This window comes from Bacteroidota bacterium, from assembly GCA_034439655.1.
Taxonomy (GTDB): Bacteria; Bacteroidota; Bacteroidia; order UKL13-3; family UKL13-3; genus CANJUD01.
This window is the reverse complement of the sequence record JAWXAU010000182.1, coordinates 1-22,989: the sequence shown is the minus strand read 5'-3', so window position 1 is coordinate 22,989 and position 22,989 is coordinate 1. Positions and strand designations below refer to the sequence as shown.

Here is a 22,989-nt window from a genome sequence, read left to right as displayed (position 1 = left end):
CAGGAGCATATAGGATTTTTCATAACATTGGGAGCATACAGTACTGATTCCAAAAATTGAAAATAAAAAAAGAGGAGTTTTCGCACAGACACTATATAGGACTCACTGCGGTTAAACTCATTTACTTCAAGCACTGCCGGCCAGTTTACTTTCAAATCTATATTGATATTAGCGATGCTTGACTTCACGTGCCAGGTGGCATCTACCAAAGGTTTGCTGGTGGAAAGGTTATCGCCAGTAGTTCCAAGTTTCATTACATGGCTAAAAATACCTGCCTGCACTTGCCCGTTTGTTGCTCCTGAATTTAATCGGATAGACACAGGGGCGAAGGCAGTTATAGTGCCCAATGGGAAACTTGTATAATTACCATTTGCTACTAAGTTCATTTCAATATAACCTTTTATGGAAGTAATGATATAGGATGAAACTCCACTGCCTTTTATGATAGCACTTTTATCTATAATTAATGCATTAGACCCCATGTCCAGTTTACCTTTTTTGAAGTTGAGCGATGTGTGTATATATAAGTTAGAATTAAGTGTAGTTATTCCACCATTACCAATATCCACCGTAAAATTACCTACCGTGTCAGCAGTAGAAGTGAAATCTATACTGCCCGTGGGCGATGTAGGGCAAGAAACTATGACATTGGAAAAAGAAGAAGATGAAATTGTCCCAACGCCCGATTCGGTAATGTTGCCATTGATGGTTAAATCGTGTCCATTTAAATCGAAGGCTCCGTTTTTGAGCGAGAGAGTCCCATTCACTATTAAATCGGAAACCGATAATAATACTGAATTGCCCATGCCCACCGACATAGTAAAATCGTTTATCGAATTTCCACCGCTTGCAAATTTAAGTTTTGTGAGTGCAATAGCGTTGGTTGCAATGGTAAGGTTTGAACTGTTATCACCGCTCAAATACCCAACACCTGTTATACCTCCATTCAATACAAGGTCAGCATGATTGAAATTCAATATGCCACTATTCAATTGTAGTTCATCAGTGATGGTAATCCCTCCTTCAATGTTTGCCTCATAACCAGAATCTATATTAACAACAAGTTTATTTACTGCGGCCGAATTGCCATTGAAACGAATCGCTCCACAATCCCCGCCACTTGTGTTTATTATAATATTGGAAAATGCAGTTGAAGAAATTTTTCCGCTACCAGTGTCGGCTACCCCGCCATTAATAATCAAATCTTTACCTGCAAGCATTAAGATGCCACTAATTAGCGATAGTGTTCCTGTCACTCGCAGATCAGAAGAAAGTGTTAGCGAATTGGTAGAAGTTACATCCATAGTAATATTGTTAAGTCCCGTGCCAATTAGCTCGGCACCTGTAACCAAACTTCTATTGGTATAGGCAACATTGTATTTGCCAGAGAGATTAACCGAGCCGCCGGAACTTATTGAAAGAGAACCACCCGACACTATAATAGTAGCATTGTTCCCTACATCCAAATCGCCACCCGATGTTAACGATATAGTATCAAAGATTAAATACAATACCACTTTCACCATAAACTTAGCTGAAGTTTGAAAACCTGCCGAAGAATACAAAGCATTTACTTTTAGCGAACCAGTAAATAGAAACACGAAATTTGTATCTATATTAACCAAATTAAGTTCAATAATTCCTGCACCTTTTACCGTGCCAATATCAAGTAAAAGCGATGAATTGTTGGTGGTATTGAGTGTGCCAGAAATACTCAGTTCCGATGGGCTACCACTAATAACAAGGTCGCTGTCCAAGTTTACGGTAATACCTGATTGTATAACTATCTGGTCGAGCAAAACTGTATAGGGCGGAGCTACCCCGCTCGACCATGTGCCATTGCTGCTATACTTGCCCGAAGAAGTTGCTGTATATAGCGTTCCGTAACTAAATGAAGCCATCAATAAAAATAAAAACAGGCTGCCTATTTTCTTTAATAATGCCATGTATATATTCATATTGGTTTCTTCAATTAATAAGTACACAAAGTTGATTTTTATATTTACTTATAGCGTTATATAATTGCAGGGAATAGTTACATGATTCACATGTATTTTTAGGTAATACCGAAACTCCATATATAATAGTCCAAAAAAAGGGGGGCTAAGCATATTGTAGCTCGGCATTACCATTCTAAAAACTAATCCGCCACAGGCGGAGAACTATTATAGAAATAGGGATGGTAAACCAGCCAATCAACTACATGCATTTTGACATGCTCATGTAGCTGCTAAAAGTTTGTAAAATTTAGTTTGCTTTCGTAATTTAAAGATTACTACTTCGCTACATAACCCTTCATTACTAATTGCACGGCCACCTGCCTTCCTTTGCGGTGGTTACTGTATACCAATACCGTTTTGCTAAAATTGCCACTTTTTGATTTTGTGTCATAAATACAAGAAACGAAGCCATAACCGCCGGGTACTATTTTTTCTTTTGACCATGTAGGTTCGATGCAGTTGCATGAACTGTGAACATAGTTTATGCTTAACGGAATATTACCTGTATTTTTAAACCTATATTGAAAAACGCAAGGAGCTAATTGATTTATCTTACCTGTATCAATCTGCGTTCGGTCAAAAGTTATTTCGGCATATAGGCTATCTTTCGCTTGGGCTGTCGAAGCACTTGGATAAAAGAAAGCAAAAAGTATTATTATAACTTTCAATATACCTGAGTTTAATAATAATACAGTTAATTATTTATAGAGGCTCTTGTTTTGTTTAAACAACAAGGTATCCATACTAAACTTGCCTGGCCCTGCAATAAATAGCACCACGTAGGTTATCATATATAAAAAAGCTTCTTGTCCATCACCAAATATTTCGCCCTGGTGCGACACAAAAACAGCCACCATCATGGCAACTATAAGTGGTATTAAAGTAAAACGTGTGAGAATACCCGCAGCTAAAAGTAGGGAACAAAATAGCTCTGCACCTATTGTTAACGCAAGGGAAATCTCACTACTTAGCCCCATAAAACTCATGAACTTGGCCTGCTTCTCGGCAAAGTGGGCCATTTTATTATAGCCATGGGGTATCATCAGAATAGCTACGCTCAGCCTTAAAATAAGAAGCCCCATGCTTATGCGAAATGGGTTTAATTCAGTATTTAGAAATTTTTTAAACATGGTAAAATCTTAGTTATTAATTAGTATTACTTAATATCAGTATTATAGCACAAATGTAGGCGAGTTTATTCAATTGCAAATTAGGAGAAGATTAAATAAAGAATTTTAGTGAAATTATATTAATTATTTAACCACCACCCTACTTATCGACTTGCCTGCAAATATACCATAACCCTCACCTAGGATATTAGAATGCACTTTCAGTTGGTCATCGGAACCGCTTGCTTTTAAATAAGCTGCCAATGAAGTTTGATAGTTTCGCCAGTCAGTGCTTAGGTTCGATAAGCTTAACCTGAACTGCGTTAGCCCCGATGCATTATAGTCGATACTGCTTACAAACAAATCGAAAGCAACAGTCGCCCCATTCCAGTCGCTGTTGTTAATGGTATAGGTTCCTGATGAAATACTTGCACTTGCATGTTTTTTCCAATTATTGTCAGGTATAAAATTGCTTATGGGTGAATAATCTGACTTCTGTGGATCATAATACTCAATTACCAATTCGGGGTTTACCATACCATTTTTGTCTGCTACTTCAAAGTGTATTTTACCCATCCAATTGCCAAATGCATCTTGCATCACCGAATCTTTGAAGTACGGATTTATTAAACCAATACTGTCAGGTAGCGTTGTGGAGGCTGTTACCATATAGTGTTTATCGCTAGGCTGATATCGTGTGTCGCGAACCTCTAGCTTGTAGGTATTACCGATCTTGGCTACCGTATTACTTTGGTATACGGCACTGTTGGATGAATAAGGGAGTATTTCTTTTTGCAAGTTATTTTCATAAAGTATTACCACCGAATTAGCATTGGTGCCCAATAAATTTGTATCAGTCGGTGTGCCAGTAAGCGAGGTATATACATAAAAGTTTTTGCCATTTTCAAAAAGACAATTCACAACCTGTTTCTGCTCTTCAAATTGGGAAGTAAGATTGATCTCTCGCTGGCAACTATGCATCAAACAAATGATGATGGAAAATAATATGGGTATTTTTATATCAGTTTTCATTTTCTAAAATCGGTATTGATAGCCTATAGCGGGAATTAAAGGAAAAGACCAATTCGCTATTAATTTATATTGTTTGGTTTGCTTGTCGTAGGTGTAATTCAATACTTCGGGATTAAAGCTAGAAAGCAAATTATATAGTGTAATTGTGAACACCTGGTGCTTTCTGCCATCGGGATGCTTGCCAATCAGGTTCATATTAAAATCTATTCGTTTAAATAAACCAAAGGTAGAATTGTTTTTTCCACCATATAACAATACTTGTTGGCCTTGCCAGTTTGGATAATTCTGTGTTCCTTGGGGTAATGAGAATTTAGAAATTGGGATAGATATGGGGAATCCACCAGAGAGTACTAGAGTTGTACCCCATATAATCCTTCTTTGCCATTGATGGGTCATCGCCAAGGTGAGGTCGCTTTTCCTGTCGAGGTTGTATCGGAAGAAGTTGCCACCGTTATAGTTTTCAATCTTTCGGTAACTCCAGGTTTGGCACCAACTTATCCATCCTTTACTTAATCCAGCATTTTTATGCAATATTAATTCTGTTCCATAGCTTTTGCCTGAGCCTTGTACCAATTGATTGTGCCAATTAAAATCAACTGAATTTGAAAAATAGTTGGTTTGTTTTGCACCAGGATTAGGCAGGCTTACCCGTTCCATATAAATATAATATGCATTACCTTCAAAAGACCATTTTCTACTAATAGTCTTTATCAATTGAACGCTGAGTTGGTCATTAACTTGTGGCCCATTAACCGATGAAACTGGCAGCCATTGGTCGGTGCGAACGATACCAATATATGTAGGTTGTAAATAATTTTTCATTTGCCCCGTCCTGTCATACGACATTTTAAAATGCCAATTCTTACTGAGTAACTGATAATAAGAAATACGGGGCTCGGGCACTATAAAAAATTTGCCTCCAACTAAAGCCATGCTAAGCCTAGCACCAATAGTAACAGACTTGTGCCCATTGTCCCAATGTTTATTGAGGCTACCATATAAGGCTCCTGTATATTGTCTTACCTTGGGTTCAAACCTATAAGTAGTATCATATAATATGGTGGCACCCGAAGTCTGAAATTTTTTCTGGCTACCTGTTTCATAATTTTCCAACCAAAAGTTCCCACCAAAAAGTACATTACCTTTTGGTCTCACAATATATTCATCATACATTACACCAATAGAATTGAACCCCCGCGAATTGTCCCAATTACTTTTGGAAATAGGGGTAACAAATGCCCCAGCAATTAAATTTTCATCTACCTTGATCGCAAAAAGCGAATTTATATTATTAACGGCAAAGCAAAGCGTGCTGTATCCTTTAGCTTTTGTCCTTTCCCATTTGAGCCAACTTGTATAGCCACCATATTTAATGTTTTCATTTATTTTTACTTCGTTAGTTTTGCCATTCCCTTTGGCTTCGGTTTCTTTCCTATATATAAATAATGCATCTATATTGTTTATTATTTGAAAGTAGAGATTGTTCTTCTTATTAAGAATAAATTTCAATCTCACATTAAGGTCATAAAAATGATAAGCGATTTTGCTGCTATCATTACTAAAAGGCTTAAACAACCAATCAATATATGTTCTACGATAACTAACACTATAAGTAAGCCGTTTACCTATTGGGCCATTCAAATTAAGCGAAAATACAGGCAGGCTAAGCTGGTAACCGCCAGATATTTTCTTTGTATCGCCTTCATTAGGTGTAAACAAAACCGCCCCTCCCGATCTTCCGCCTAAATTGGCACCTAAACCGCTTTTTACTAATTCAGTGTGGCTAAAATCACCCTCTGCAAATACAGACATATAACCCGAGGCATGTTGAATATTATATATTGGAACACCATCCACAAAAAAATTGGTTTGGTTGGTATTGCATCCTCTAATTGAAGTATAAACCACGCCGCTTCTGTTCTTATATACTCCCGGGGCAAATTGCAAGTTCTTGAGCAAATCCGATTCGCCAAATAATACCGGTAAACGATTCAGTTTTTTATTGTCTATAATATATTTTCCTGAATTGGTACCCATAGAATCATTTTGTAATATCTGGCTTGTCTTACGCAGTGCTGCCAAATCGGGTGTTCTCAATAATGCGATATTAAAAACCTCGTCATTATATGTTTTTATGCGAATGTTATAATCTCTGTACCCTGCTGATTGGATATTGACATTATGTTCTCCATAGCCAATAAAAAACATATATCCACCATATTGATTAGAGAAACACCTAATCTCATCAGATGTTAGCAGCACGCCGGGTATAGGTTTACCAGTAATTATATCTGTGATAGTACCACTTAATATAAATTTTTGACAAAAAGCTTTACTAGGTATAAATACCACTAAGACAAGACCTAACCATAGCAACGCTTTTAACTTCATTCGATACACTACAGCAAATCTAAAAGAATTTGTTCATCTTATTGCACATTTCCGTTATTTTCTGTTATTTTTGCACCTTGATAAACGGTTTTGTAGCTCAACTGGATAGAGCATCTGACTACGAATCAGAAGGTTAGGGGTTCGACTCCCTTCAAGACCACTAGAGCAGAAAGGGTTTGAATCATTAAAAGATTTGAACCCTTTTAATTTGCATCCGATTTGCATTTTTTTCCACACTTATTCGTTTTATGCGATTAAATATTTAACCCAATCTATTTTTTATTTGATTTTTTTATACTCATGTTTTTAATCTACTTTTGACCACTTAATATTGGATTATGATCACCATAGAAGAAGCCATCAAACAAAAAAAATTCAATAGCGAACACCATAAACTTATGGTTAATCTACTTTATACTTCTAGTTGGGTTGAACGTATTCACCAAAGGTTTTTCAAGGGACATGGCATTACATCGCAACAGTACAATGTGCTTCGCATACTTAGGGGTCAATATCCAAATTCAGCTTCTGTAGGAATAGTTCTTGATAGAATGATTGATAAAGCTTCTAATATTACCAGGTTGGTAGATAAGCTTGCAGCTAAAAAATACGTTACAAGAACAGAGAACCCCGAAAATAGGAGGATGCAGCAATTGCTCATCACCCAAAAAGGATTAGATTTTTTACTTTCTTTGGATCCTTTGGTTGAACTACAAATTAATGTTTCAGAAAAAATAACAAATGCTGAAGCTAAATTGCTTAACAATATGCTTGATAAGCTAAGGGATTGATTTTAATTGTCTAATTAATTTAATTGCCTTGTGCATGGATTGGTTGCTTTCAACAATTAGGCTATCAATATTTTCGAGCGTTTCTTTTATTTGTTCGTAAGGATTAATTTCATTGTTGTTTTTCATTATTTCACCGTTCCCGGTAATTAACCATTCAGGATTTACCATTGGGTAATTTAGTATTATTTTTTGCAAGATGTCTAATGACGGATTATTTCTTCCATTGCACAGGTGTGTAATTACAGGTTGAGAAACATCTATTGATTCACCAAATGACTTCTTGTTGTGATTCAATTTCTCAATTAAGGAGTTAATCCTTGCAGCAAATTCATTTTCACTCATATCTAATTGATTAATAAACACATAATTACCATATAACATTTGTTAATGAGGCGGTTTACAAATGTAAATTACGACTGCTTGTTACTTAACATTTGTTAATGCACAGCCGCAGAAAAGTCATGAAGCAATGCTTTCTATTTGGCCATTAAAATATTGATTTGTATTATTTTAAACGTATTTTTTTATGAGAATTTGAAGGATTTCCTGTTGATATCTAATTTATACCTAGCTGGATTGTGTTGTCCCAATTAATCCACGATATCCTATCCTTAAATCATTTAAGTGTATACTGCTCTAGGGAGATACGCTATAAACACCCAGAAATAAAGGGCTTTGCCGCTCCAAAAAAGAAAAGGACCCACTTAGTTAAAAGTAAGTCCCTTTTTGTGGGAGTGTGAGAGGGATGAATTAGTTTGTTAAAATTTTAATTATTTGATTTTGCAACCTTTGAGTTTTTGTTTTTATCACCTTCAAGTGCAATTTTTTGGTTTTCCCATTCTTTCATATAACCTTCGTTAGCTTCTGAAAGTTCAGGTAAATCTAAGGTGCGTTGATGTGCCATCAAATCTGCTGAGGCAAAAGTATTGTTCTTAAAATCCCTCTTAGCATACGAAGCCCCTATCCTATTGGCAGCTTCATTAAAAGTGATTCCATTTGTTTGTTTTAAATCGTTAATGGAATTATAGATATTGCAAGCAGAAAAAAAGCTGCTAATCAATCCATTGAAAACACCAGTATCCATTTTAAGTTCGCACACATATTCTAATTCACCGTCGGCACTAATCAGTACCACGGCAGGCAGCGTGTAAACATTAAATTTCTGAGCGGTGTTTTTCCCCTCCTTACTAGATACATCGGCATTCATACTCACAAAGTGTTTTCTTATGGTACCTTTTACGGTAGATGTAGAAATAACTTCCCTGGTGAATTGTCTGCTGGTAATACAGGTTTTGGAATGGAAATAGAGCAGAATAGGTTTTCTGTCAATTTTGGCGTACTCTTGAATTTTGTCAAAAGGAAGTGCTTTCATAAAGCCTAGTTTGTCTTGGTTTGCAGGCTTTTCTGCAGCGTTAGAAGAAGCAGGTAATGTAAATAGTAGAGAGATGAGAATGATTTGTAATAGTGATTTCATTTTTTGTATGTTTTAATCTGTAGGTCAAAATTCGGAAAGTAAAACATACTGCTCATACAATATTTAAACATACCTTACAAATTAAGCAAACGCCATTAATGTACATAAGTATTTGAAAACTATATTAATAATTGGACAACCTAGGAAAGAGATGCTTGAGAGCTAACTTTTCTTACAATGTAATATTGATGAAAGTCAAAGCCATTCAATAAAAAAAGCCGCAACTTGTTAAGTTACGGCTACTTTTTGGAAAGTATTTTCGCTATTTATTTAACTTCTTCAAAATCCACATCAGTCACCTCTGCATTTTTATCCGAATTGCTATTACTATTGGTATTGGCTTCTTCGGTAGGTGGTGTTTGTTGATTTTGGGTTGCGGCATATAAATCCTGCGAGGCTGCGTTCCATGCTTCATTTAATTCGGTTGATGCAATTTCGATTGCAGCAAAGTCCTTCTCGGCATGGGCTGTTTTAAGCTTATCGCAAGCATCTTGAATTGCTTTCTTTTTGTCTTCAGGAATTTTGTCGCCATATTCCTTTATTTGTTTTTCGGTTGAGAATACCAATGCATCGGCAGCATTAAGCTTCTCAATTTCTTCTTTGGCTTTATTATCAGCATCGGCATTGGCAGCAGCTTCATCTTTCATACGTTTGATTTCGGCATCGCTTAATCCACTAGATGCTTCAATTCTAATTTTTTGTTCCTTGCCTGTTCCTTTGTCTTTTGCTGAGACGCTGAGTATTCCATTTGCATCTATATCAAAAGTAACTTCTACTTGAGGCACTCCGCGGGGTGCGGGAGGTATTCCGTCCAAATGGAAACGGCCAATCGTTCTATTGTCACGCGACATTGGGCGTTCGCCCTGTAGCACATGTATTTCTACTGAAGGCTGGCTATCGCTTGCGGTACTAAATGTTTCAGATTTTTTGGATGGAATGGTAGTATTCGACTCAATTAAACGGGTGAACACCCCTCCCATTGTTTCGATACCAAGTGATAATGGAGTTACATCTAACAATAATACATCTTTTACTTCGCCTGTAAGCACACCTCCTTGAATAGCTGCACCAATTGCAACCACTTCATCGGGGTTTACACCTTTACTGGGGGCTTTGCCAAAGAATTTTTCGACTGCTGCTTGCACCGCAGGAATACGCGTTGAACCTCCAACCAAAATAACTTCATCAATATCGCTAGTGGTATAGCCTGCATTTTTTAATGCGGATTTACAAGGCTCGATTGTGCGTTGCACCAAATCATCTACTAATTGTTCAAATTTTGCACGGCTAAGCGTGCGAACCAAATGCTTGGGGATACCATCAACTGGCATTATATAAGGAAGGTTTATTTCAGTAGACGGGCTACTTGATAGTTCAATTTTTGCTTTTTCGGCAGCTTCTTTCAAGCGTTGCAAAGCCATCGGGTCTTTGCTCAAATCGAGTCCACTGTTTTCATCTTTAAATTCCTGAACCAACCAATCAATTATTTTATGATCGAAATCATCGCCACCTAAGTGAGTATCTCCATCGGTTGATTTAACTTCGAACACACCATCACCAAGTTCAAGTACTGACACGTCGTGGGTTCCTCCACCACAATCGAATACTGCAATTTTCATGTCTTTGTTACGCTTGTCGAGTCCATAGGCCAGAGCTGCGGCAGTTGGTTCGTTAATGATACGTTTTACTATAAGACCTGCTATCTCACCAGCTTCTTTGGTTGCTTGGCGTTGGGCATCGTTAAAATAAGCGGGTACGGTAATAACTGCTTCTTTAACTTCAGTACCTAAAAAATCTTCAGCAGTTTTCTTCATTTTTTGAAGAATCATAGCACTTATTTCTTGAGGTGAATAAAGACGTTCATCTATTTTAACTCGAGGTGTATTGTTATCGCCATTCACAACTTCATAAGGCACACGACCTACTTCTTTGGTAACCTGATCGAACGTATTACCCATAAACCTTTTAATAGAGTATATGGTGTTTCTTGGATTTGTAATTGATTGACGTTTGGCAGGATCACCAATTTTACGTTCTCCGTCTTTTAAAAATGCCACAATTGATGGCGTGGTGCGTTTACCTTCGCTGTTTGCAATAACCACTGGTTCATTGCCTTCCATTACTGATACGCAAGAATTGGTGGTGCCGAGGTCTATTCCTATTATTTTTCCCATGTTTTTTGTTTGTTATATATTTTTATTTGCAGGACGTTTTACAACTATTTTGCCATCAGCAAAACAGGAAATTTTGGCAGATAAAACCACTCTTATATAAAAAATGGTGACAGTTTTCAAGACATAATGAAACTTTTGCGGATATCGCTGAGGGTAGAAATGATCTGAAAATGAAAACTACTTTGCAATAGCACGCACATACATGATGAATGCTATAATAGAATATATAATGTTCGGAATCCACACAGCCAAAAGCACTGGAATAACATTCTTTTTAGCAAACTCCCCTGCGAAACGCATTAATATGATATAAGAAAAACTGAGGGTAATGCCTATGAGTATTTTGAGACCCATCCCTCCCCTACTTTTTTTGTATGAAACCACAAATCCTATAATAGTAAGTATAAATGTGGAAAAGGGAATGGAAAAGCGTTGGTATTTTTCCAACTCATACCATTCTATATCTTCGGCCCCTCGCGATTTTTCTTTAGCAATAAAATCATTCAGCCTTGCATAGTTCAGTTGTTCCACCCAATGTTCATCTTGTATAAAATCGCGTGGGTTAAAATTGAAAGTGCTATCTAAAAAAATTCCTGTTTCCAGCTTATCGCCCTCCTTGCCCAAGGTTCTGATTGTATAACCTTCCAGTTTCCACTTCTTCGTATTTTTGTTCCAGCTAATCCTATTAGCTGTTAACCTTGTTTTCAAAGATTTCCCTTCAAATTTGTCGGCACTGAACATGTAGCCGGTAGAATCGGTATAGAGAAAGCTTTGCATGGTGATGAATACCCCTGGTTGAACCTGCCTGTGCAGATTACGGCTCACATTGGCACGATTGGGTATGATATATTCGTATTCAAATTTCCACCGTTTTATTTGGTTACCGGGTATTATTTCATTGTATAGATATGCCGATAAAAGTGTGATGACAAGGGCACAAATCATATAAGGTCTTAAAAGGCGATTGACCGATACCCCGCTGCCCATGATGGCCACAATTTCTGTTTGCCCAGCCATGCGGCCTGTGAAAAATATTACTGCTATAAAAACAAATAATGGCAATAATAAATTGAGCATGAAAGGTAAAAAATTAGCATAATACTCAAATAAAATTGCGTATACTGAAGCATCATTTTTAATAAAATCGTCAATCTTTTGCGACACATCAAACACCGTGATGATGCCCGACAGCAATAACAACATAAGTGTTAATGTGCCGAAGTATTTTTTGATGATATATAAATCGAGTGTTTTAAACACCGATTGGGCGGGCTTTTATAATTTATGTTATTTCCAAATGATAGGACAGCCAATAGGATCTATCTCAGGGTAATCGACTTCAACACCGTCCAATGCATAATCTATCGCATCTTCAAGCCAGATTTGTGTAACCATTGCTTCATTGTCCCAACAATCATCAATTGCTCCTTTATATACCAACTCTCTTTTTGAGTTGAACAAGAATACCTCTGGGTTCACTTTGGCTCCAAATCTTTTGGCCACATCCTGCGTCGGGTCGTGCAGGTAACGGAAATGAAGTTCAGGTAAATGAAGTTTGCTACTAATAGTTACCATCTCGTCATAACCATCTTCCGGACTTTTTTCAGCATCGTTGCTATTGATACCTAAAATGCCCAAATTGTCTTCTTCAAATTGATGAAAAATATCAATAAGTCTTTGTCCATAAGCTTTTGAAATATTGCAGGAGTTGCAGGTAAAAACAATAGCCAGTGCATATTTATCGGCAAATGAAAATTGGGTATACCAATTCCCATCAGCACACAGCAAATTAAAGTCAGGAAGTTTGTCGCCTATTTGCATATTGAATGTATAAAAAAAATTAGGCTGCGAAGATAATACCCTAAAGCAAAACCTATATTTAATAATTTTACTTTTGAATAACCAAAGAATCCAACATAAAAAAACAAACTGGCTTTCAGACCAGTATAGTAAATATATTGCAGCCACTTACTATTGTACAACTTTTAGTTCGATTATTGCGTCTGTATAAAATAGATATGAAAAAATACATTATAATAGTTTTTGCATTTTCAGCTTGGGTAAAGATAGCACAAGCCCAAGTGCCCGCTGATACACTAGGCAGAATTCTTTGGGAAAAATCGGAGTATCTTTTTGGCAACATCAATGAAGTGGACGGCAAGGTAGACGGGATTTTTTATTTTTTGAATGTGGGTAAAGTCCCAGTTAAAATAGATGAAGTTAAGACTTCGTGCGGTTGCACCATTGCTGAATATAGTAAAGGAGTTATTAAACCTAACGAAAAGGGTTTTGTAAAGGCTACATTCGACCCCACTATGAAAAAAGGGGAATTTAACAAATCAATCACTGTAAAAGCGAATACTGTCCCCTACTACCATTTATTGGATATTTCGGGCAGTGTAATTCCTCGACCACAAGGCCCCACAGACTGGTATCCCAATAAATTTGGACATTTGAGGATGACCACGAACCACTTTGCGATGGACAAAGTGAAGACCAACAAAGCAAAAACAACGGCCACTAAAATATATAATGAAGGTACGGAACCTATCAAACTACTTGGGTTTGAAAGCCCATCTTATATAAAATTCACCCCATCAAAAATGGAGATATTACCTGGCGAAACCATTGAATTACTTGCTACGCTCGATGGAAAAACAATCAACGATTATGGATTTATTTTCGCTGAGGCTAAGATGAATACTACTGATCCTGACCTAAAACAAGTTGGGATTTTTGTATCGGCCAATGTGGAAGAATTTTTCCCCGATACGAGCAAAAAATTTATGGCCAAAGCACCTAATGCTTTTATTGCGAGCACCACCCACGACTTTGGCACCATTAAGGACAATGAGCATGTGTCGACCAATTTTGTAATAAAAAATATGGGCAAAACAGACCTCATCATACACAAAGCAAAGGCCGACTGTGGTTGCACAGTTCCTAAACTGGAAAAGACCGTAATTAAACCGGGTGAAACAGGCAATGTGGCTGTTATATATAACCCCACCAACAAAACTGGTTTACAAAGCAAAAATGTGCAAGTAATGCTCAACGACCCTAGGCAGCCTATGATTAATTTAACTATCAAGGCGAATGTGGTTAAAGTAACCGAGGAGTAGGTTATAGCGAAACTCCATTAGTAAGCAATAAAACGCAAGCACTTCATTAAATATCAAGGTCTCCCCATTTGCAAAACACATATTTGCAAAAAAAAAGAGCTTCGATAGTATTCAAGTACCTAATTTTAAATTTTATTGGAGTCCTATCAATTATTCTTTAACAAAGAGAATTCTATTCTTGCCGTTCCAATCCAGGATATTTCATTTTAAATCCTTCTAAAGTTTCAACTATCTTTTTTGCTAACAAATATTCCTTATACCAATTTTGGTCAGACGGCAATATGTGCCAAGGAGCGTGAATCGAACAATGTTCAAAAGCATTTTCATAAGCTTTCATATATTCTTTCCAGTGCATGCGTTCTTTAATATCATGCTCATCATACTTCCACATTTTAGTTTTGTCGTTTATTCTTTCCTCCAGCCTTAGCAGTTGTTCTTCTTTTGATATGTGCATATAAAATTTAAGCACGGTAGTGGAATTTTCTATCAGTAATTTTTCAAAATTATTGATGTGTTCATATCGCTTTTTTACAACTTTATCTTCCACATCATTATGGACAAGCTGCACCAAAACATCTTCATAATGAGAGCGATTGAAAATGGCAATCATTCCTTTCTCGGGAACCTGCTGGTGTATTCGCCATAAAAAATCATGTTTCATTTCGAGAGCAGTAGGTTGCTTAAAAGAAGTAACACGGCAGCCCATTGGATTTACTGAGGCAAATACGTTTTTCACCGCACCATCCTTTCCCGATGCGTCCATGCCTTGTAATATAATAAGCAATGCGTGCTTGTTTTCAGCATACAATAGGTTTTGCAACTCTTCGAGTTTGAATTTGAGTTTCTGAAGTTCCTTTTTTATTTCCTCTTTATGAAACTTTTCTGGGGCACGTGTATCGATAGTGCTTAGTTTAATTTTTTTGCCTTGCATGTTACAAATTATAAATGAAAAATGATATTATCCAAAATATAATATACCCAAAAGAAAGGATTCAATATTTTGTTGTTCGGTAAATAAACATATCTGAAGGCATTAAGTTTTAAATCAAGTATAAGCTTGGGGTAATTTATTGTACCGCCTTTTTCAGTATAACAGAATCTCGCTCCAATTTTTGCTTTAGAATTAACGGTAGAAAATTTTGCACTTCTTGGGTAATACCTTTCTCAGTTATAATAGTAGACCTATTGCCTTCAGCCAATGCTCTCCAAGGTCTACGTTTGCCGAAGGGGTAACTACCATATATAATAACCGGGGTGCCTTGTGCGGCAATTTTAGTGCTATCAATAGGTATCCAACTATCGGCCCAGTTATAAAACCAAAAAGCATCTGTTTGCAGTAAACGTACGCAGGCATGCGATGCTGGAAAGCCTGGCAAATCATATTCATGCATAGATGCCCCACCAATATTTTCCAAGTTATAAAACCAGTTCATAATCCAATCTTTGTTCACTGTGCTTATGGCCCGTTTCGATCGCCAATTGGTATTAAATAAACCCAAAGGGGTTCGGGAATCAAACTTGCCCATGCTCACAGGCCCCCAGCGGATAAGTTTGCCCTGCTCATATACAGCAAATGACTGGGCAAGGTATGAGAAAAAAATAATTTTATGAATGTCTGTAAGTGCCGTCACACTTTGTGGGAAAGGAGCATACTGCAGTATATCATTTATAAATGTATCGGGCAGCAGCACACTATCCTGAGTCAATAAATATCGTTTATCAATTCTGTTCAAATAATATATAAGCTTCAAACTGTCGTCCGATTTTATGGAACTAAGCCACGCAATAGAATTTGAGTCTATCGGTATGAGGTGGTAATTTATCTCAAGTTCTGGAATTTCCAGATCGGATTTTTCTTTTGTGACAATAGCCTTTTTATCTGAAACAGGTTCTGTTCCGCATTTGCAAAAGGAAAGGATAAAAAGATATATAAGTAGTTTTTGGGGCACGATATGGTTTTGTGATGAAATGTCGCAATTGCGGTTATGTCAATGTATAAAAGTGGTCAAATAATAGGTGCGATAATTTGATGCTTGTATTTCCCTTTTTTCGTGAATTCATCCGAGGTTTTAATTCGATGCATAACGGCATATACGGCAATACTTATAACCGAGGCAAAAAAACACCAAACGGAAATAATATAAGCTTCATAAAATATTGCTGTTATGATATAAGAAATTAAAATTGCGGTACCCAATGCCCACATTCTTTTGATATTGGAAAAAAAAGGCGGAACAATTGTGGCAATAATATAGAGTACCCCGCCATAAAGGCTAAATTGCGATGGGTAGTGTTGACTGTATGATATATGATAACCTATTGCTTTTGCCTCCACAGGGTAACACCATAAACAATAAGCAAGATAGAGCGATACTACTCCCCCAACCCCAACTAATAGTTTTTCTATTTTTTGTCGTTTCTCTTTCTTTTTGAGTATTAATATGGAATAGGGAACCCATATCGGCCATATTATTTGAGCGAAAAATAAGAAAATATATGTTGAAGCCTCTTGTACAAAAGCAAATGAGGCGTGAGTAAATGAAAGCCATACAAAGCCCTCTGTAATTTGTTGAAGAGCAAAAATTAATGGGATACTTGCAAAAGCATTTTGCGACGGACTTCGCACTTTTTTTATGGAGGCGACTCCTATTACAGAAAGAACAACACCTGCTCCAAAACTTGCACTAGCTGAAAAACACATTAGCGTGGTAAAGGTATTGCTTTAAAACGAATAAGGGCATAAAAGATGTAAAATCATGGCGAAGATAACCAAACCTTAGCAAACATTTTTAATTTGCATCTACTCCACCACCTTAGTCTATATGGCTTTATAATACAATTCCCGAACATTTTCGGATTTGTTTGCACTAAAATTGTTGGAGGTGAGAATACCCGCCAATATTAGAGTGTAAAGTTATTTTTCATCTTTCTCGAAACTTATTTTGCAATTTAAACGCCAGTGGATAATCTTCCCTTTTTTATCTACTTCTGCACTTAAATCTTGGACATACACCGAGCGGATGTTATGGATAGATTTTGATGCTTCGGTAACTGCATTTTGAGCTGCATCTTCCCAGCTTTTTTTTGATTCGGCTAATAGTTCGATTACTTTTAAGAGTGCCATGTTAGGTTTGGTTTAAAAAATTATGAGTATGAATTATTTTTTTGTTTTTGATTCCTTTAATAATCCTAAGGAATTAATTGGATTGTATGTTTTTAAATGGAATTATTACGATAGCAAAGGTGAATAGCTTCCTATCGAAAAGTATTACATAAGTTTAGAAATAAGTTACATTATTCACACATTGTTGTGTAAATATATATCCCGCAAATGATATTATAATGCCCTTGGATATGGAGCCAAACTTTGCTCAGCAAAATCGGAATCGAGATATTGGTAATGTGCTGTAATGGCTATCATAGCAGCATTATCGGTGCAGTACTGGAAGGCGGGAATATATAAACTAAATCCTTTTTGTTGCGATAAGTCTTGTAGTTTTTTTCTTAAACCACTATTGGCTGCTACGCCGCCAGCTATGGCTACCTGTGTAATGCCTGTTTGTGCGATAGCTTTCAATACTTTATGTGCTAAGGTTTCTACAAGGGTGTATTGTATGGCGGCACACAAATCGTTTAAGTTTTCGGTTACAAAATGAGGGTTCATTTTTTTTTGCTTTTCTATATAGTATAGTACCGATGTTTTAAAACCGCTGAAACTAAAATCGAGCTCGGGAATTTGTGGTTTTGGGAATTTGTGAATCGTATGATCTCCTTGCTGGGCAAGTTTATCGAGCAACGGTCCTCCTGGATAAGCAAGGCCTAAAATTTTTGCTGTTTTATCGAAAGCTTCTCCTGCTGCATCGTCAGTGGTTTGGCCAATAACTTCAAATTGAAGCGGTGCTTTCACTACCATCAACTGTGTATGACCGCCCGAAACCAATAAGCATAAAAACGGGAACGAAGGTTTGGGTTCATCTATGAGCAAAGCCATTACATGTGCATTCAAATGGTTCACACTAATAAGTGGAATACCCAATGCCAAGGCAAAACTTTTGGCAAAGGTTGCACCCACTAGCAGTGAGCCTATTAGTCCAGGACCTGCGGTAAAAGCAATGGCACTTAAATCGTTTTTTTTGATTCCTGCTATTTTTAATGCTTCGTGTACAACAGGCACAATATGTTGCATGTGTGCACGCGAAGCCAGCTCGGGCACTACCCCACCCCATTTTTCATGAATGGTTTGGGTAGCTACCACGTTGGCAAGAATATTGCCATTAGCAATAACCGCTGCACCCGTATCGTCGCAGCTCGATTCAATAGCAAGAATGTTAATATCAGGCATTAATTTTATAACCATTAACTTTGCAACATAGTTTGCGTAAAAAGTTTACAAAAATATCGGTATTTGTGGTATCGGCCATTTTTTTTCTGGCCACCAATTTATTTGTATTGCTCAACAGCAAGTCATTTCAGAATTATTTCATCCATAAAATAGAGAAGTATTATAGTGAGGAGCTTAAAACCACCTTGCATATTGACAGTGTAGCCTTCACTTTTTATAAGTTCGATTTTTATGGTGTTTCCCTCAACGACCAGCAACAGGATAGCCTTTGTCGCATTAAAAAACTAACAACCTATATCGATTTAAATACAGTAATTACCAGAAATATTGTAATACATAAAATAGTGTTGGACGAAGCACGATTGAATTTTATGGTTCACCCCGGTGTGAAGGGGAATAACCTAGATTTTATACGCAAATATTTCTCGAAGAAACATGTACCCGATGGTCCTAAAAAACCACCATTTATAATCAATATCAAGGATGTGGAGTTAATAAACAGTTTGTTAAGCTGGAGCGATAAACGAAAGAAACCCGATACACGGCAACTTGATTTGAACTATATGGAATTTCGATACCTGAATGCCAAAATTAACAAGATCAAACTTATTGATGATTCTATTAACTGCAAAATATCTGATTTTAATTTTATAGAAAAGTGTGGTTGGCGTGTTACCAATGTCGAAAGCTCGTTGGCAGTGAGCGATAAGGGAATGCTGTTTGATAATTTTTCTCTTACCACACCTTATAGCAAGGTGGGTAATAAATTAAAACTTTCCTATAATGATTACGAAGATCTGGAAGATTTTGTAGATTCTGTTAAGATTGATGGACATATACTAACATCGAAGGTAGGCGGCCAAGATTTGGCGTACTTCAATGAAATAATGAAAGGCATTACCGAAAATTATCTTTTTAGTGGAAATATTAAAGGGCCTGTAAGCAATTTAAGAATTATGAATACGCAAATTAATTATGGAGCCAAAACTGTAATAAAAGGGAATATATATTTTATAGGATTGCCCGATGTGGAAAAAACCCACATGAGTTTTGATATAAGCCAAGCCGCTACACAAAAAGACGAGCTTGAAAAAATCATGCACCTTCCTGCCCTTCCTGCTCAAATAGCCAAAATGGGGAGTATGGATTTCGTTGGGAACTTTAAGGGATATATCTCTGATTTTACTTTGAGTGGTAATATAAAAACCGAACTTGGTATAGGCACTTGTAATTTGAATATGAAATTCCCTGAGGACAGCAATATAAAACCATCGTATATAGGTGAGTTTAGTTTGGACAAATTTGATGTAGGGAAATTTTATAATATAAGCCCCACCGTGGGATTTATTACCTGTAGTGCAAGTATTGATGGTAGCGGGTTTACCATTAGCGACCTTGATACTAAAATTGATGCTTTAATTAATACTGTTGAGTACAAATCATATACTTATAGTAATATTACAGCCAATGGAAAGTTTGGTCATAAATCATTTAATGGGAATATAGCCGTTGCCGATCCCAATGTAGAGTTGAACCTGGCGGGCATAATAGATTTTGGTGGCAAGCTGCCCCATTTTAGCTTTGAATCAATAATTAAAAATGCAAATTTGCAACCTTTGCATTTCGATACAGTCCCTTCTACTATTACAACAAATTTATCGTTGGATATTACAGGCAATTCTGCTAAAAACATTGAAGGAGGTATTATACTAAAAAATTTAGCTATCTATAGAAACAAGAAACTATTTCAAACAAACAGCATCGCATTTCATACAAGCAGCAATGATAGAAATAGCTCTTTATCCATCAAATCGGAAATACTTGATTTAGACCTTGGAGGCCAGTACAATTTGGGTACTTTGCCAGTGGCAATGAATAACTTCTTCAACCACTACTTTCCTGATTATGCTACCAGTCAGCCTATAGCTTTCGACCATAATTTTAACTTTAAACTCAATATCAAAAATACAAAACCTATTACAGATTTACTATTTTCACGTATGAAAATTGGAATAGGGGATGTAGAAGGTGATTATAATAAAGCTGATGAAAATTTGAAACTCAGTATTATTTGTTCAGAATTTGCTTGGGACAATGTTTCTTTTAAGGGTATTAACTTTACCACTAACAAACCTCAAAGAGAGGATTTTATAAATATTAAGGGAAGTATACGCAAGATGAATTTGAATGATTCAATTAATTTTGATATTACAAACCTGGAGGCTACCATGAATAATGGAAGTATTGTCTTTAAAATGGATTGCGATAAGGATCTTAATAATTATGGTTTCGATTTAAAAGGTAATATTCGGCTTGGCCACGATACTATATTGGTATATTTTGATAGCTCAGGCGTGTGGGCTTACGAAGAGCAATTTAAAATACGAAATGATAGCAGGTTTTATTATCTGCATGGCAAATATATAGTACCTGAATTTAATATTTTACAAGGCGAAACTTATGTTTCTCTAGATGGAGAAATTAGTAATAGCTACGAGAGTGGATTAAATATTCGTTGCCATTATTTTAATCTGGATATCATTAATGGGTTTGTAAAAACGGTTCAAGGCGGAATGCATGGGCAGGCATCGGGATTAATATATATAAATAAGTTAATGGACAACCCAATCATAACTGCCAATTTAAATGTATTCCAATTTGTTTTGGGTACAGATACCATAGGCGACATGGATTTTAAAACCAAGTACGACCAAGGCAAAAATCTATTATATCCCAATATAAAAGTATTGGCTGGTTATATGAAAGATTTGGAAATAAAAGGCACGGTGAACCTATCAAAAAACAATGTACTTGATTTGGATTTGAATTTGCCAGATGTAGACTTGTCCCGTTTTGAATCCTATGCAAAATTCCTTGGAAGCAACCTCAAGGGAAAAGCTACTGCCAAACTTAAAGTAAATGGAACACTTAAAGAAACAATTATTACAGGCATAGTGGCCATAGAAGAAGCAGCCCTCACTATTGATTATCTTAAAACAAGATATATTATATATAACCATGTGGTAAAACTTGAGAAAAACTATATTGATTTGGGAACTGTCGCAGTGTTCGAAAATCGTCCGTTGGCCAAAGGTACTGCTGTATTAGAGGGGAAGATATATCATAAAAACTACGATCGTTATGAGCTCAATTTTGCCTTAAACAAATGCAGGAATATTATGTGCCTAAACACTAACGAGAAGGACAATGCATTGTTCTACGGCGTGGCATTCGCTAGCGGCAGTGCCCGATTTACAGGCCCCGTTGACCATATACAAATGGATATAAATGCCCGAAGCGAGAAAGGAACAAATATATATATTCCCATCAATTATGATAAGGGTTCGGATGTGAGCGATTTTATACAATTCACTTCAAAAGATACTGCTAAAATAAAGAAAAAAACCACAGCAAAAAAAACCAAAGACGAAAGTGGTTTTGTGATGAACTTTAATATGGAAGTTACCCGCGATGCCGAGGTGCAGCTTATATTTGACAAAGCAATAAATGATATAATAAAAGGCGAAGGATATGGTAATTTAAAACTGGAGATAGATAGCAGAGGTGAATTTAAAATGTATGGTTTATATACTATAGAGAAAGGAGAATATTTGTTTACAGCTCTCAATATATATAATAAATTATTTAAGATAAAAAGCGGTGGAACATTGCTATGGGATGGCGATCCTTTTAAAGCACAGATGAATATGGTTGCCTATAACCAAATAAAAGCAAGCCCTGCCCCATTGCTTAACTCGTCGGGGGGTGGCAGCCAACTTGTGACCGTAAATACTATTATGTATTTGCGTGGATTATTATTACAACCTGAAATAAAATTTGGTCTCGAATTCCCTGATATCGCTAACCAAAATAGTGATAATAATACCTTTTTAATTACTGCCCTCAAACAAATAGAAAGCGACCCTGAAGAACTGAACCGACAGGTATTCAGTTTGCTATTTGTAAAAAGTTTTTTACCAAGGCAGGGTTCATCGTCGGGTACTGTTACTGTTGGAGCTATCACATCGGGCGGAGTGAATGGCAGTATCAATGATTTACTTTCAGCACAAGCCAGTAATTGGCTCTCACAAGTTTTTCCGGGTTGGGAAGTAACCATCAACTATCAATCGGCTAATCCTACACAAGCGAGAGCAACTATTTTTGGTTTCATGAAAACTATAACTACCAATAAGTTTGGAGATTTTATAGTAGAAGCCAACTATAATTTTGACAATACCCAATTGGGGTATGCCTCGGCACAATATTTAATAACCAAAGATGGAAACTTTAGGGTGAATATATTTAACCGAAATACCAGTAACCCCGTGTTAAGCCAGAATGTGATGACGAATGGTGTTGGTTTGTTCTACCGCCGAGAATTTGAATATATAATTCCAAAGAAAAAAGAAGCCGAGAATTCCGGACATTAGTACTTTATTTGCTTAGTGTGAGGTGTTATACCGAAACTCAATATATAATAGTCCAAAAGAAAGGGACTAATTCCCCCGCATCCCGATAATTATCGGGATTAAGCGGGGCTTTCGGGATGTAGTT

Annotated in this window: 18 protein-coding genes and 1 tRNA gene; 4 read left to right on the top strand and 15 right to left on the bottom strand. The window is 36.6% G+C overall.

All coding sequences use genetic code 11. The features are described from left to right. The 5 genes from SGJ10_13830 to SGJ10_13810 form a co-directional block, all read right to left on the bottom strand. Nucleotides 1–1,958 (bottom strand): hypothetical protein (locus SGJ10_13830; GenBank protein ID MDZ4759201.1); only part of this gene is annotated, 1,958 nt, incomplete at its 3' end. A gap of 317 nt (nt 1,959–2,275) precedes the next feature. Further along, entirely contained in the window at nt 2,276–2,668 is a 393-nt protein-coding gene (locus tag SGJ10_13825) for a DUF1573 domain-containing protein (GenBank protein MDZ4759200.1), read from the bottom strand. A 30-nt stretch (nt 2,669–2,698) separates the two neighbouring features. Then, entirely contained in the window at nt 2,699–3,130 is a 432-nt protein-coding gene (locus SGJ10_13820) for a DoxX family protein (protein ID MDZ4759199.1), read from the bottom strand. A gap of 123 nt (nt 3,131–3,253) precedes the next feature. Further along, entirely contained in the window at nt 3,254–4,141 is an 888-nt protein-coding gene (locus SGJ10_13815) for a hypothetical protein (GenBank protein ID MDZ4759198.1), read from the bottom strand. A 3-nt stretch (nt 4,142–4,144) separates the two neighbouring features. Next, the gene (locus tag SGJ10_13810; GenBank protein MDZ4759197.1) at nt 4,145–6,532 is read right to left on the bottom strand and encodes a TonB-dependent receptor; all 2,388 of its coding nucleotides are present in this window, start codon (nt 6,530–6,532) and stop codon (nt 4,145–4,147) included. Nucleotides 6,533–6,618: 86 nt separating this feature from the next. On the opposite strand from SGJ10_13810, the gene SGJ10_13805 reads away from it, so the two are divergent. Continuing rightward, nucleotides 6,619–6,692 (top strand) — tRNA-Arg (locus SGJ10_13805). 178 nt (nt 6,693–6,870) lie between these two features. Next, entirely contained in the window at nt 6,871–7,323 is a 453-nt protein-coding gene (locus tag SGJ10_13800) for a MarR family transcriptional regulator (GenBank protein ID MDZ4759196.1), read from the top strand. Here the strand turns inward: SGJ10_13800 and SGJ10_13795 are convergent. The 5 genes from SGJ10_13795 to SGJ10_13775 form a co-directional block, all read right to left on the bottom strand. After that, nucleotides 7,312–7,704, bottom strand: coding sequence for a helix-turn-helix transcriptional regulator (locus SGJ10_13795; GenBank protein MDZ4759195.1), 393 nt, complete (start codon nt 7,702–7,704; stop codon nt 7,312–7,314). The genes SGJ10_13800 and SGJ10_13795 overlap by 12 nt on opposite strands. Before the next feature lie 385 nt (nt 7,705–8,089). Beyond that, nucleotides 8,090–8,797, bottom strand: a complete 708-nt coding sequence (locus tag SGJ10_13790; GenBank protein MDZ4759194.1) for a thioredoxin family protein — start codon at nt 8,795–8,797, stop codon at nt 8,090–8,092. A 266-nt stretch (nt 8,798–9,063) separates the two neighbouring features. Next, entirely contained in the window at nt 9,064–10,971 is a 1,908-nt protein-coding gene (dnaK, locus tag SGJ10_13785) for a molecular chaperone DnaK (protein ID MDZ4759193.1), read from the bottom strand. A gap of 177 nt (nt 10,972–11,148) precedes the next feature. Then, on the bottom strand, nt 11,149–12,231 hold the full coding sequence (locus tag SGJ10_13780) for an LptF/LptG family permease (GenBank protein MDZ4759192.1): 1,083 nt from the start codon (nt 12,229–12,231) through the stop codon (nt 11,149–11,151). Nucleotides 12,232–12,258: 27 nt separating this feature from the next. Continuing rightward, the gene (locus SGJ10_13775; GenBank protein MDZ4759191.1) at nt 12,259–12,792 is read right to left on the bottom strand and encodes a thioredoxin family protein; all 534 of its coding nucleotides are present in this window, start codon (nt 12,790–12,792) and stop codon (nt 12,259–12,261) included. A gap of 197 nt (nt 12,793–12,989) precedes the next feature. Between SGJ10_13775 and SGJ10_13770 the strand changes: the two genes are divergently transcribed. Beyond that, the gene (locus SGJ10_13770; GenBank protein MDZ4759190.1) at nt 12,990–14,093 is read left to right on the top strand and encodes a DUF1573 domain-containing protein; all 1,104 of its coding nucleotides are present in this window, start codon (nt 12,990–12,992) and stop codon (nt 14,091–14,093) included. Nucleotides 14,094–14,265: 172 nt separating this feature from the next. On the opposite strand, the gene SGJ10_13765 is transcribed toward SGJ10_13770, so the two are convergent. The 5 genes from SGJ10_13765 to tsaD all read right to left on the bottom strand — a co-directional run bounded on the left by SGJ10_13765 (nt 14,266) and on the right by tsaD (nt 18,435). Further along, the gene (locus tag SGJ10_13765) at nt 14,266–15,024 is read right to left on the bottom strand and encodes a PPK2 family polyphosphate kinase (GenBank protein ID MDZ4759189.1); all 759 of its coding nucleotides are present in this window, start codon (nt 15,022–15,024) and stop codon (nt 14,266–14,268) included. 136 nt (nt 15,025–15,160) lie between these two features. Next, nucleotides 15,161–16,042 carry a L,D-transpeptidase gene (locus SGJ10_13760; protein MDZ4759188.1) on the bottom strand — a complete coding sequence of 294 codons (882 nt, stop codon included), beginning with the start codon at nt 16,040–16,042 and terminating at the stop codon, nt 15,161–15,163. A gap of 56 nt (nt 16,043–16,098) precedes the next feature. After that, nucleotides 16,099–16,794: a DUF6629 family protein gene (locus SGJ10_13755; GenBank protein ID MDZ4759187.1), complete on the bottom strand. Its 696-nt coding sequence runs from the start codon at nt 16,792–16,794 to the stop codon at nt 16,099–16,101. A gap of 213 nt (nt 16,795–17,007) precedes the next feature. Continuing rightward, a complete protein-coding gene (locus SGJ10_13750; GenBank protein MDZ4759186.1) occupies nt 17,008–17,217 on the bottom strand; it encodes a dodecin family protein in 210 nt (69 codons plus the stop codon). A 213-nt stretch (nt 17,218–17,430) separates the two neighbouring features. Then, nucleotides 17,431–18,435 carry a tRNA (adenosine(37)-N6)-threonylcarbamoyltransferase complex transferase subunit TsaD gene (gene tsaD / locus SGJ10_13745; protein MDZ4759185.1) on the bottom strand — a complete coding sequence of 335 codons (1,005 nt, stop codon included), beginning with the start codon at nt 18,433–18,435 and terminating at the stop codon, nt 17,431–17,433. A 32-nt stretch (nt 18,436–18,467) separates the two neighbouring features. Between tsaD and SGJ10_13740 the strand changes: the two genes are divergently transcribed. Beyond that, nucleotides 18,468–22,865: a translocation/assembly module TamB domain-containing protein gene (locus SGJ10_13740; GenBank protein MDZ4759184.1), complete on the top strand. Its 4,398-nt coding sequence runs from the start codon at nt 18,468–18,470 to the stop codon at nt 22,863–22,865. The last annotated feature ends 124 nt before the right edge of the window (nt 22,866–22,989 follow it).